The 12,863-nt window shown below is 58.1% G+C and carries 8 protein-coding genes; 7 read left to right on the top strand and 1 reads right to left on the bottom strand.

Annotation, left to right across the window (positions count from 1 at the left end; all coding sequences use genetic code 11):
* Nucleotides 1–19: 19 nt before the first annotated feature.
* The 7 genes from aroK to D0851_RS16220 all read left to right on the top strand — a co-directional run bounded on the left by aroK (nucleotide 20) and on the right by D0851_RS16220 (nucleotide 11,161).
* Nucleotides 20–586 (top strand): shikimate kinase AroK, encoded by a 567-nt coding sequence (aroK, locus tag D0851_RS16190; RefSeq protein ID WP_117619551.1) that lies wholly within the window; start codon nucleotides 20–22, stop codon nucleotides 584–586.
* Nucleotides 579–1,673: a 3-dehydroquinate synthase gene (gene aroB, locus D0851_RS16195; protein ID WP_117619552.1), complete on the top strand. Its 1,095-nt coding sequence runs from the start codon at nucleotides 579–581 to the stop codon at nucleotides 1,671–1,673. The genes aroK and aroB overlap by 8 nt, the downstream gene beginning before the upstream one ends.
* Nucleotides 1,674–1,740: 67 nt before the next feature.
* On the top strand, nucleotides 1,741–3,147 hold the full coding sequence (locus D0851_RS16200; RefSeq protein ID WP_117619553.1) for an SPOR domain-containing protein: 1,407 nt from the start codon (nucleotides 1,741–1,743) through the stop codon (nucleotides 3,145–3,147).
* Between the two features lie 208 nt (nucleotides 3,148–3,355).
* Nucleotides 3,356–7,804: a glutamate synthase large subunit gene (gene gltB, locus D0851_RS16205; protein ID WP_117619554.1), complete on the top strand. Its 4,449-nt coding sequence runs from the start codon at nucleotides 3,356–3,358 to the stop codon at nucleotides 7,802–7,804.
* Nucleotides 7,805–7,883: 79 nt separating this feature from the next.
* Nucleotides 7,884–9,302, top strand: a complete 1,419-nt coding sequence (locus D0851_RS16210; protein WP_117619555.1) for an FAD-dependent oxidoreductase — start codon at nucleotides 7,884–7,886, stop codon at nucleotides 9,300–9,302.
* Between the two features lie 157 nt (nucleotides 9,303–9,459).
* Complete coding sequence (hemE, locus tag D0851_RS16215) at nucleotides 9,460–10,524, top strand: uroporphyrinogen decarboxylase (protein ID WP_117619556.1); 1,065 nt, start codon at nucleotides 9,460–9,462, stop codon at nucleotides 10,522–10,524.
* A gap of 268 nt (nucleotides 10,525–10,792) precedes the next feature.
* Nucleotides 10,793–11,161, top strand: coding sequence for a PilZ domain-containing protein (locus D0851_RS16220; RefSeq protein WP_117619557.1), 369 nt, complete (start codon nucleotides 10,793–10,795; stop codon nucleotides 11,159–11,161).
* 231 nt (nucleotides 11,162–11,392) lie between these two features.
* On the opposite strand, the gene radA is transcribed toward D0851_RS16220, so the two are convergent.
* Nucleotides 11,393–12,769, bottom strand: a complete 1,377-nt coding sequence (radA, locus tag D0851_RS16225) for a DNA repair protein RadA (protein ID WP_117619558.1) — start codon at nucleotides 12,767–12,769, stop codon at nucleotides 11,393–11,395.
* Nucleotides 12,770–12,863 lie beyond the last annotated feature (94 nt).

A 12,863-nucleotide genomic window follows, 5' to 3' on the forward strand; every position in this document is an offset into this window, starting at 1 on the left:
TCAAAACTGAGCGGAAGTTATGTCTTTGCCAAAACGCGTTGTCCTCGTTGGCCCCATGGGGGCCGGGAAAAGCACGATTGGTCGGATGCTCGCCAAGGAGCTGGGCTATCGTTTTCTCGATTCGGATCGCATCATTGAACAGCGTTGCGGGGCGAACATACCGTGGATTTTTGATGTTGAAGGTGAGGATGGATTCCGTCAGCGGGAAACTGCGATGCTTGACGAATTGTCGAATGAAAACAACACCGTGCTCGCCACTGGGGGTGGCGCGGTGATGCGGCCTGAGAACCACCCCCTGCTTAAAAAGGATGCGATGGTGATCTACCTGAAAACGTCGATTGAGCAGCAGGTAGAGCGCACGCGGAAAGACCGTAACCGACCATTACTGCAGAACGATGATCCGGAAGCCGTCCTGAGAAATCTTTTCTCGATCCGGGATCCGCTGTATACAGGCCTGGCCGACATCATCATGTACACAGATCGCAAAAGCCCCAGGCTTGTGGTTCGGCAGCTGGTTAACCGGCTGAATCCGAGAACTCCACGTCACAAAAGGCAGATCCGGAAGGAAGGTCGTAATCATGTCTAACCTGCTTCGTGAACTTTCGGTTGAGCTGGGGGATCGCAGCTACCCCATTTTTATTGGCGAGGACCTTCTTGGCACCTGGGATCTGTCGCGTTTTGTTGGCGGCTCCCAGGTCATGATTGTGACCAATGAAACCGTCGCGCCCCTGTATCTCGAGAGTGCGAAAGGCTGCTTTCCCGGGAAGCGTATTGATACAGTCGTTCTACCCGATGGCGAAAAATTCAAGGACTGGCAGACTCTGAACCGGATCTTTGATGGTCTGCTGGAGCAGCGGCATACCCGGAAAACCACGTTGGTCGCACTTGGAGGAGGGGTTGTCGGCGACATGGCAGGCTTCGCCGCGGCTTGCTATCAACGGGGAGTTCCGTTTATCCAGATACCGACCACGCTATTGTCACAAGTGGACTCCTCCGTAGGTGGCAAAACGGGAATCAATCACCCGTTGGGTAAGAACATGATCGGTGCTTTCCACCAGCCACAGGCCGTTCTGATTGATACCGGAAGCCTGCAGACCTTGCCTCCAAGGGAAGTGTCGGCCGGCCTGGCTGAGGTGATCAAGTACGGGCTCATCCGGGATCTGGATTTTCTTGCCTGGCTTGAAGACAAGGTGGGCGCTCTTGTTGCCCTCGATCCCGATGCGCTTGCAGAAGCCATCTACCGGTCCTGTGCCTGCAAGGCGGAGGTTGTTGCGCTGGATGAGCGCGAAGGTGGTCTGAGGGCGATACTGAATCTTGGTCACACCTTTGGCCATGCCATAGAGACCTTTGCAGGCTATGGCAACTGGCTCCACGGAGAGGCGGTTGGAACGGGCATGATCATGGCGGCGGAGCTTTCTGCCCTCGAAAGTATGATTTCCCGGGCCGACTGCGACCGGATAACCCGTCTTATTCTGAGTGCCGGGTTGCCCGGCAAACCTCCAGTCGGGATGACGGCGGACGATTTCATGAGTCTGATGGCGGTAGACAAAAAGAATGTCGACGGGCAACTCAGGCTTGTTTTGCTCCGCTCAGTTGGTGATGCCGTTGTAACCTCCGAGGCTGGCCCGGAAAACCTGGCATTGACCTTTGCCCGCTTCTGCAGCCTGGAATGAAGTCAGGCTAATGGCTTCGATGATTTCGCGTGGCTTGCGGTAAAGGAATAGCAGACAAGGAAGACCCGTGACCGAGGAAAGCTTGAACAGTCTTGATGGCGGCGGCCTGTTTCCCAGGCTGCAGCAACGGTATGGTCTGCGCGCCAACCCTCTGGAAATGGAGGCGCCGTTTTTTCCGGATGCCATGCGTCATCATGCGCTGGAAGCCTTGCGCCACCTCTGTGGGTTCGGCGACATGGCGCTTTTACTCACCGGTGCCGCAGGGTCCGGCAAGAGCCGAATACTGGCGGAGCTGGTGCGAAGCGAGTCATCCCGAGTCGACTTTCACCGGATTCCCGCTTCAGCGTTAACCAGTGCCCAGGCCCTTGCCAGAGACCTGAAAACGGTTGCGCGGTCGGGAATGGGGTCGGATGGGAATCCCCGGGATCTTATTTACCGTTTCTTCAAATGGTCCGAATCCCGGGTTCGCAAAGGCCAGCGGATGGTGTTGTTGATTGACGATGCCGACCGGGCGCCGGTGGAATTACTCAGGCTCATTCTTTCTGCCTATCTGGCGTCGGAGCGCGGGTCTTCAGCGGTTCCTGTTTTCTCGGGAAGCGATAATCTGGTCGAGATGTTAGCACTTGATGATGCTTCTACATCCGTTCACCAGATTCATCTGCGCCCGCTGACGAAAGACGAAGTCGCTGCCTATCTTGAGCCGAGAGTTCATGCGGCCGGCGGGAAGGCCAGTGAGCTGCTGGGTCCCGTACGGGTGTCGAAAATTCACGCTCTGAGCCAGGGCAGCTTTGCGAGACTCAAGCGGGTAACGCCCGGGGTCTGGCTGGATATGGTAGCCACATCGCCTGCGATGCGTTCTCAGGGGCTGCCCTGGAAGCGCATCGGCTGGCCGGCGCTGGCCCTGTTACTGCTCGCGGGCTCGTGGTGGTTTGTTTCCCGTCAGTACGATGAGTCGATGGCTGAGGAGTCAGTGAAGGTGCCTGAGCCAGTCCGCAAGAGCATCACCATCGGCCCTCAAACCGAGGCTGTTGAGCCTCCATCGGAGGAGCCTCTCCCGGAGACTGAAACCCTGTTGACAGAGGTTGCAACAGAGCCAGAGCCAGAGCCAGAGCCAGAGCCAGAGCCAGAGCCAGAGCCAGAGCCAGAGCCAGAGCCAGAGCCAGAGCCAGAGCCAGCATTTACACCTGAAAACCCGGAGTATTTTGTACCGCTTGAGCAGGTGAGGGCCCGCGAAGGGTGGACGATTCAGCTCGTGGCCGGCAACCTGGAGCAAACGGCACTTAACATCGTAGAGCGCCACTCACAGCTTGGTGAGATTGTTTACACCCTTGGCGAAAGACAGGGTCAGCCCTGGTTTATGGTATTCTATGGTGAGTTCCCCACCCGAGAGGCGGCGAATGAGGCTGTATCCAATTTACCCCAGGAACTGGTTTCCCGGTCGCCGTGGGTTCGATCAATCGACAGTTTGCAGTAGCGCCTTGTCTGGCGCTAACTCGTTGTTCCATAACCTGTCAGTTGGTAATTCCGTTTTCGGCTTCCCACAATAACTCAACTCCGATTTGAGTACGTATTTCTACGTGTGTAAAATAGCCAGCCCCCATTTTCAGTGTCAAAGAGTGGTTGTATGGCTGCGTGCCAAGTAACTCTTTGATTGAAAAGTATTTCTACGCGAGAGAACGCTTATGATGACAGGTTTGTATCATCCCGACGAATTCAGGGACAACTGCGGGTTCGGCCTGATTGCCCATATGAAGGGCGACGCCAGCCACAAGTTGTTGCAAACTGCCATCGAGTCTCTGACCTGCATGACCCACCGGGGTGGTATCGCTGCAGACGGAAAGACCGGCGATGGTTGTGGCCTGCTGATCCAGAGCCCGGACGGCTTCCTGAAGAAAGCCGCCAAGTCAGCTTTTGGCAAGGAGCCAGGTGACCTTTTTGCCGTGGGTCAGGTATTCCTGAACCCGGATGAAGCCAAGGCCGCCGCTGGTCGGGACGCACTTGAAAAGCGGCTGACCGAACAGGGTCTGGAGATCCTCGGCTGGCGTGAAGTGCCGGTGGATGACAGCTGCCTTGGGCCCATGGCTCTTGATTGCCTGCCCCGGATTGAACAGGTGTTCGTGGTTCCTGCCGGCAAGGAAGATCGTGAGTTTGCGATCAGCCTGTTCGTGGGCCGTCGCCACGCCGAGGGCGACATGGCGGATGATCCCGAGTTCTACATCTGCAGCCTTTCCCATCGAACCCTGGCCTACAAGGGCCTGATGATGCCGGCGGATCTTGCCAATTTTTACAAGGATCTGGGCGATCCTGACCTGGAGACGGCGATCTGTGTTTTTCACCAGCGTTTCTCCACCAACACCATGCCCAAGTGGCCGCTGGCCCAGCCGTTCCGGTATCTGGCCCATAATGGTGAGATCAACACCATTGATGGCAACCGAAACTGGGCCATCGCCCGCGCTGCCAAGTTCAGCTCGCCGGAGCTTCCGGACCTGCAGACCCTGCAGCCGCTGGTAAACCTTACCGGGTCTGATTCTTCCAGCATGGACAACATGCTGGAAGTGCTGCTCGCTGGTGGTGTAGACCTGTTCCGCGCGGCCCGGATGATGATTCCCCCGGCGTGGCAGAACGTCGACAGTATGGATTCGGAACTCCGGGCGTTCTATGAATACAACTCCATGCATATGGAGCCCTGGGATGGTCCGGCTGGCCTGGTTATGTCTGACGGCCGCTACGCCGTCTGCATGCTGGACCGTAATGGCCTGCGGCCCGCTCGCTGGGTCATTACCAGGGACGACTTTATTACCCTGGCCTCTGAAATCGGAACCTATGGCTACCAGCCTGATGATGTTGTAGCCAAGGGGCGGGTCGGCCCGGGCCAGATGCTGGCCATTGACACCGAATCCGGCGAAGTCCTGCATACCCGGGACATTGATCAGCGCCTCAAGGCCGCGCAGCCCTACAAACGCTGGCTCCGTGAGAATGCGCTGCGCGTTGAAACCACTCTGAACCAGGACACACCTGACTTCAGGCTGATGGATGCTGACGAGCTGCTGGTTCATCAGAAGATGTTCATGGTGTCTTTTGAGGAGCGTGACCAGGTTCTGCGTCCGCTGGCCGAGAATGGCCAGGAGGCCGTCGGCTCCATGGGTGACGACACCCCGATGGCGGTTCTGTCGAGCAGGGTCCGCCACGTGGCGGATTACTTCCGCCAGAAATTCGCCCAGGTCACCAACCCGGCGATCGATCCTCTGCGTGAGGCGATCGTTATGTCACTGGAAACCTGTCTGGGTGCCGAGCGAAACGTATTCGAGGAAACCTCGGATCACGCGGACCGGATCATCCTGACCACCCCGGTTCTGTCGCCTGCGAAATTTCTCAAGATTGCCAACAATGACCGACAGGGCTTCGAGGTGGCGCGCATCGCCATGAGCTACCGCCCGGAGCAGGGTCTTGAGCAGGCTATCCGTCAGGTTTGCGAGCACGCCGAACAGGCAGTCCGTGATGGCAAGGTGTTGCTGGTGCTGACGGACAAGGATCTGAAGGAAGGCGAGCTGCCGGTAAACGCCATGATGGCGACCGGCGCTGTTCACCACCATCTGGTCCGGCAGGGCTTGCGCTGCGATTCCAACATCATCGTGGAAACCGGCTGGGCCCGGGATCCCCATCATTTTGCGGTGCTCTTTGGCTTTGGCGCCACGGCGGTCTATCCGTACCTTGCCTATCAGGTTCTGAATGATCTGATCCGCACCGGCGAGTTGCTGATTGATCCGATTGATGCGAAGAACAACTACCGCAAGGGCATTAACAAGGGCCTGTTGAAGATCCTGTCCAAGATGGGTATCTCTACCATCACTTCCTACCGTGGTGCCCAGCTTTTCGAAGCCATTGGTCTGGCCGATGAAGTGGTTGATCTGTGTTTCCTTGGGGTGCCCAGCCGTATCCAGGGTGCCGGGTTCTATGATTTTCAGCAGGACCAGGAGCAGTTGGCCGCCGTTGCCTGGAAGCCTCGCAAGCCCATCTCCCCGGGCGGCCTGCTGAAATACATTCATGGCCAGGAGTACCATGCCTTCAACCCGGACGTGGTGGGCAAGCTGCAGGAAGCGGTTACCACAGGCGATTACGGCCATTACAAAGAATACGCCGGACTGGTGAACGAGCGCCCGGTGGCGACTCTGCGTGACCTGTTGGGGTTCCGCAAGGATCTCAGGCAGATCGCCCTTTCCGAGGTGGAGCCGGTCGAGAATATCTTCCCCCGCTTTGACTCCGCGGCCATGTCTCTGGGCGCACTGTCGCCGGAGGCTCATGAGGCTTTGGCTGTTGCCATGAACACGCTTGGCGGCCGTTCCAACTCCGGCGAGGGTGGGGAAGACCCTGCCCGTTATGGCACCGAAAAGCGCTCCAAGATCAAGCAGGTTGCCTCCGGTCGTTTTGGTGTCACCGCGGAATACCTGCGCAGTGCCGATGTTATGCAGATCAAGGTGGCTCAGGGTGCCAAGCCGGGTGAGGGCGGCCAGTTGCCGGGTGGCAAGGTCAACGACCTGATCGCACGCCTGCGCTACTCAGTGCCCGGCGTAACGCTGATTTCGCCGCCACCGCATCACGATATTTACTCCATTGAGGATCTGGCCCAGTTGATCTTTGACCTCAAACAGGTCAACCCGCAGGCTCTGGTGTCTGTGAAGCTGGTGTCCGAGCCGGGTGTCGGCACCATCGCGGCCGGTGTTGCCAAGGCATACGCAGACCTGATTACGGTTTCCGGCTATGACGGCGGCACGGCGGCAAGCCCGCTGACGTCGATCCGCTATGCGGGCTCTCCGTGGGAGCTGGGACTGACGGAAACCCAACAGGCGCTTCGGGCCAACGATCTTCGGGGTAAGATTCGCCTGCAGACCGATGGTGGCATCAAGACCGGCCTGGATGTTGTGAAAGGTGCAATCCTTGGCGCCGAGAGCTTTGGCTTTGGAACCACGCCCATGGTTGCGCTGGGCTGTAAATACCTGCGCATCTGTCACCTGAATAACTGTGCGACCGGTATTGCCACCCAGAATGACTACCTGCGTGAAGAACACTTCAATGGCACGGTGGAAATGGCGATGAATTTCTTCCGCTTTGTTGCTGAGGAAACCCGTGAATGGATGGCGAAGCTTGGTGTGCGCACTCTCGAAGAGCTGGTCGGACGTGTGGATCTGCTGGAGCGGCTGCCGGGCGACACCGAGCGCCAGAAGAAGCTGGATCTCACTCGTCTGTTGTCTAATGACCACATTCCGGCGGACAAGCCACAGACCTGCCAGGTGGAGCGGAATCATCCGTTCGACAAAGGTACGCTTGCGGAGCAGATGGTTCAGGATACCGCCACGGCGATCAAGGAAAAGAGTGGTGGTGTCTGGCCCTACAGGGTGACCAACTGCGACCGGTCCATCGGTGCTCGCCTGTCCGGTGAAATTGCCGCGCTGCACGGCAACCAGGGCATGGTCGATGCGCCGATTACCCTCGATCTTACCGGCACTGCTGGCCAGAGCTTCGGTGTCTGGAACGTGGGTGGTCTCAATCTGGTGCTCGAAGGCGATGCCAACGACTATGTCGGCAAGGGCATGACCGGCGGCAAGCTGGTGGTGAAACCGCCCCGTGGCAGTGCCTTCAAGACCCAGGAAACCTCGATTGTCGGCAACACCTGCCTGTATGGCGCCACCGGCGGCAAACTGTTTGCGGCGGGAACGGCGGGCGAACGTTTCGCGGTTCGTAACTCTGGCGCTCACGCTGTTGTGGAAGGTACCGGGGACCACTGTTGTGAGTACATGACAGGCGGCCTGGTCACCGTTCTCGGTTCTACCGGGCACAACTTCGGTGCCGGCATGACCGGTGGCTTTGCCTATGTGATGGATATCAACAACACCTTCGTGGACAAGTACAACCACGAGCTGGTGGAGATTCAGCGGATTTCCAGTGAAGACATGGAGTCATACCGCAATCACCTGCGAGGTGTTATCCGGGAGCACATCTCGGAAACCGGCAGTGAATGGGCTGAGCACATTCTTGAGGATTTCGACGACTACATCGGCCGTTTCTGGTTGGTGAAACCCAAGGCTGCCAACCTCCGCAGCCTGCTGGCCAGCACCCGGGCGCGTCCGGAATAAGGCGACGGGCAGAACAGGGTTCGGGGTGCGCAGCCTGACTGCCACCCCTCGTCGAAATCGAGTTGATGAGAGCATCGAAATGAAAGAACGACTGAGTAACGACTTCCAGTTTGTCGAAGTTGGGCGGATTGACCCGAAGAAGGTGCCGGCCAGGAAGCGAAAGAAAGAGTTTGGTGAGATTTACCACCCGTTTACGGCGGACCATGCCGCCTCCCAGGCCCACCGTTGCCTGGAGTGTGGTAACCCCTACTGCGAGTGGAAGTGCCCGGTACACAACTACATCCCGAACTGGCTCAAGCTGGTGTCCGAAGGAAATATCATGCGCGCGGTGGAGCTGTGTCACCAGACCAATTCATTGCCCGAGGTCTGTGGCCGTGTGTGTCCCCAAGACCGCCTGTGTGAAGGCGCCTGTACCCTGAATGACGGCTATGGCGCGGTCACCATCGGCTCGGTGGAGAAATACATCACGGACACCGCCTTTGCTCTGGGCTGGAAGCCGGATATGTCCGCAGTCAAGTGGACAGACAAGAAGGTTGCAGTCATTGGTGCTGGCCCTGCCGGTCTGGGTTGCGCCGATGTCCTGGTTCGCAACGGTGTAAAGCCGGTTGTGTTCGACATCTATCCGGAAATTGGCGGCCTGCTGACCTTCGGAATCCCCGAGTTCAAGCTGGAGAAGTCAGTCATGACTCGGCGCCGTCAGGTGTTCGAGGAGATGGGTGTGGAATTTCGCCTGTCCACCGAGGTTGGCAAGGACGTCCAGTTGCAGGACATTATCGACGAATACGATGCCGTCTTCATGGGCATGGGCACCTACACCTACATGAAGGGTGGTTTTCCGGGTGAAGACCTGCCCGGAGTCTACGACGCGCTGCCGTTCCTGGTCTCCAACGTTAACCGTCGCCTGGGCTTTGAAAAAGACAAGGCCGACTTCATCGACATGAAAGGCAAGCGTGTCGTTGTTCTGGGTGGTGGTGACACCGCCATGGACTGCAATCGCACCTCCATCCGTCAGCAGGCTGAGAGCGTGACCTGCGCCTACCGTCGGGACGAGGAAAACATGCCGGGCTCCCGTAAGGAAGTGGCCAATGCCAAGGAGGAGGGCGTGAAGTTCCTCTTCAACCGGCAGCCAATCGCCATCCTGGGTGAAGATCGGGTTGAAGGTGTTAAAGTGATCCAGACGCGACTGGGCGAGCCCGATGACAACGGCCGCCGCCGCCCGGAAGTGGTGCCGGGCAGTGAGGAAGTGATTCCGGCGGATGCCGTTCTGGTTGCTTTCGGATTCCGTCCCAGCCCTGCCGAGTGGTTCGATGAGCTGAAGGTGAGCACCGACGACTCAGGCCGGGTAACGGCACCGGAGGAATCCGAGTTCATGTTCCAGACCAGTAATCCGAAGATTTTCGCTGGCGGCGACATGGTCCGCGGCTCGGATCTGGTCGTAACCGCTATCTGGGAAGGCCGCCAGGCGGCCGAAGGCATCATGGACTACCTGGATGCCTGATTGTCCCGGACATGGGGTCAGATGAAAGCCTTCATCTGACCCCTGGTTCACCTGGCTTCTCTCTAACGCCTTTCCAATTGATCCGACACCTTTCCAATTGACCTAAACCGCGTATCATTACCTTCCAGAAAATTCGTTTCCCAGACCAGGAGTTGCCATGACCGAGCTGAAAAATGACCGTTTCCTGCGCGCACTGATGCGCCAGCCCGTGGACCGTACTCCGGTATGGATGATGCGACAGGCAGGGCGATACCTGCCGGAATACCGCGCCACACGGGCGAAGGCCGGGGATTTTCTCAGCTTGTGCAAGAATACTCCGCTGGCGTGCGAGGTCACCCTTCAGCCGCTTGAACGTTACCCCCTGGACGCCGCCATTCTGTTCTCGGACATCCTGACCATTCCGGATGCACTGGGGCTGGGCCTTTACTTTGAAACCGGGGAAGGCCCCAAGTTCCGGAACACCATTCGTTCTGAAGCCGACGTGGCTGCACTGCCGAAAATCAACGCCAGGGTGGATCTGGACTACGTCATGAACGCGGTCTCTACCATTCGCGGCGCCCTGAACGGCAGCGTGCCTCTGATTGGTTTCTCCGGCAGCCCATGGACCCTGGCCACGTATATGATCGAAGGTGGTTCCTCCAAGGATTTCCGGGAAGCCAAGAAGCTGATGTACGGCCAGCCGGAGGTGATGCACCGGTTGCTGGACCATCTGGCGGATGCGGTTATCGATTACCTGAATGGCCAGATCAGGGCCGGCGCCCAGGCGGTGCAGATTTTTGATACCTGGGGCGGCGTGCTCAGCAGTTGGGCCTATGAAGAGTTCTCGCTGCGCTACATGAAGAAAATCGTCGACGGCCTGATTCGCGAGAATGACGGCCGCAGAGTACCGGTAATCCTGTTCACCAAGAATGGCGGTCAGTGGCTGGAGTCCATCGCGGACTCTGGCGCCGACGCCGTTGGTCTCGATTGGACCACGGACATCGGCAACGCCCGCGCCCGCATTGGCGATCACGTAGCCCTTCAGGGCAACATGGATCCGGCCATGCTGTACGCGCCGCCTGAGCGGATTCGCCAAGAAGTGGCGGATATCCTGCGCCGTTATGGTTCCGGCACAGGGCACATCTTCAACCTTGGCCACGGAATTACACCGGACGTGGATCCGGAGCATGCCAAGGCGTTCATCGAGGCGGTCGTTGAATTGAGTCCGGAGTATCACCGCTGAGCATTGGGGTTCTTTTTCCCCTAGCCTGAGGGCTTTGCAGGTGAGGCCGTTGTGGGGCCCTTTCCAAAAAACGCTACAAGCACTTCCCTGTGCGCTTGTTTCCGGCCATCCATGGCCTCCAACATTTTTGGAAAGGGCCCCACAACGGCCTCTATCTCACAGCGGCGATATATCTTCCTAACAATCGACCACTCCAAAATCCTCTGGATGCATCCTTCTGTCCGGTCTATAGTCAGGTAAACCAAGATCGGTAAACAGGAGTAGTCACTTGCCCACCAAAACTCCCGAAAAACGCCGGTTTCACCGGATTGAATTCGACGCGCCCTGCGAACTCCACTGTCTGGAGACTGTCTGGACCACCGAGGTGCTGGATATTTCCTTGAAAGGCGTTCTGGTAAAACGGCCGGAGGGGTGGGATGTGCCTTTGAATCAGCCGTGTGAGGTGATTATTCACCTGGATGATCATGAAGCAGGTATTGTTATGGCGGTTGAGCTCAGGCACGTGGAGCCGCACAGGCTTGGCTTCAAATGTCGGTACATTGACCTTGATAGCGCTACCCACCTCAAACGTCTTGTTGAGCTTAACCTTGGTGATCAGGCGCTGTTGGAGAGGGAGTTTGCTCATCTCATTGATTAGGCGGGTTTTGTCGGATTACGTCTTCGCCTAATCTGACCTACGTTGCGGGTCAAAAGCTAAGAGATATGAGGGTGGGACTATTACTGCCAAGCATGCAGGACAGGATGGCTTTTCTATTTCCAAAAATGTTGGAGGCCAGGGATGGCCGGAAACAAGCCCACATGGATGTGCTCGTAGCGGTTTTTGGAAATAGAAAAGCCATCCTGTCCGTCAACTCCCAAGACAAGATACTCAGAGATCTTCCAGAGCCGAGAGCGCGTCACTGAGCTTGGTCACCGGAATCACTTTCATGCCCTCGATGGCCTTGCGGGGGGCATTGGATTTGGGCACCAGTGCCCGGGTAAAGCCGTGCTTGGCGGCTTCGTAAATGCGCTCCTGGCCGCTGGGGACCGGTCGGATTTCGCCGGAAAGGCCGACTTCGCCAAAAATCACCAGATCCTGGGGCAGGGCGCGGTCGCGGAAGGAGGAGACAATCGCGGCCAACAATGCCAGGTCGGCGCTGGTTTCATTCACCTTCACACCGCCGACCACGTTCACGAACACATCCTGATCAGATACATGCATGCCGCCGTGACGGTGCAATACGGCGAGAAGCATCGCCAGCCGGTTCTGGTCCAGGCCAACCGCCACGCGTCTCGGATAGCCGCCCTGGGCCATGTCCACCAGTGCCTGGATCTCCACCAGCATGGGCCGGGTGCCTTCCCAGACCACCATCACCACGCTGCCGGGCGCCGCTTCCTCGCCACGGTTGAGGAATATCGCGCTGGGGTTCTTCACTTCCTTAAGGCCCTGTTCCAGCATGGCGAATACGCCCAGTTCATTCACCGCGCCAAACCGGTTCTTGATGCCGCGAAGTGTGCGGTAGCGGCTGTCGCTGGAACCTTCCAGCAGGATGGAACAGTCGATCATGTGCTCCAGAACTTTCGGGCCGGCCAGGCTGCCGTCTTTGGTAACGTGCCCGACAAGGAACAGGATGGTGCCGGTCTGCTTGGCAAAGCGGGTCAGGAAGGCGGCGCTTTCGCGTACCTGGGACACACTGCCGGGGGCTGATTCAATCTCTGCCACGTGCATCACCTGGATACTGTCCACCACCAGAATCCGCGGCTTTTCTGCTTCCGTTACCTGCATCACCCGCTCAACACTGGTTTCAGACAGCATCTTCAGGTCTTTGGTGGGCAATCCCAGCCGCTTGGCGCGCATGGCGACCTGCTGCAGGGATTCTTCACCGGTGACATAAAGCGCGGGGACGCTGGCGGCCAGATGGCATACTGCCTGAAGCAGCAGGGTACTCTTGCCGGCGCCCGGATGGCCGCCCATCAGAACGGCCGACCCCTCCACCAGGCCGCCACCGAGAACCCGGTCGAACTCCTGCATGCCCGAGCTGATGCGAGGCTGTTCAGCCAGGCTGACGTCGTCCAGGCTCTGGACTTCCGACAGGCTGCCGGCAAAGCCCTCGAAGCGGGCGCCACGAGCGCCTTTGATGTTGCTGCTGACACCGCGGACTTCGCTGATGGTATTCCAGGCCTGGCAGGCGGTGCACTGGCCCTGCCATTTGGAGTAGTCGGCACCGCATTCGGTGCAGACATAGGCGGTTTTTGCTTTGGCCATGGCGATCTCGGGGGATAATGGATGAAAGCGGGGGCAGATGTGAAAACGGGGTTGAAAACGGGTTCATGAAAACGGGGTCAGATGAAAGCTTTCA

Origin of the sequence: Marinobacter sp. Arc7-DN-1, assembly GCF_003441595.1 — a bacterium.
Taxonomy (GTDB): Bacteria; Pseudomonadota; Gammaproteobacteria; order Pseudomonadales; family Oleiphilaceae; genus Marinobacter; species Marinobacter metalliresistant.

Coding starts and splice junctions, on each gene's coding strand:
- aroK (WP_117619551.1), top strand. CDS start 20: ATGTCTTTGCCAAAACGCGTTGTCCTCGTTGGCCCCATGGGGGCCGGG.
- D0851_RS16210 (WP_117619555.1), top strand. CDS start 7,884: ATGAAAGAACGACTGAGTAACGACTTCCAGTTTGTCGAAGTTGGGCGG.
- radA (WP_117619558.1), bottom strand. CDS start 12,769: ATGGCCAAAGCAAAAACCGCCTATGTCTGCACCGAATGCGGTGCCGAC.
- aroB (WP_117619552.1), top strand. CDS start 579: ATGTCTAACCTGCTTCGTGAACTTTCGGTTGAGCTGGGGGATCGCAGC.
- gltB (WP_117619554.1), top strand. CDS start 3,356: ATGATGACAGGTTTGTATCATCCCGACGAATTCAGGGACAACTGCGGG.
- hemE (WP_117619556.1), top strand. CDS start 9,460: ATGACCGAGCTGAAAAATGACCGTTTCCTGCGCGCACTGATGCGCCAG.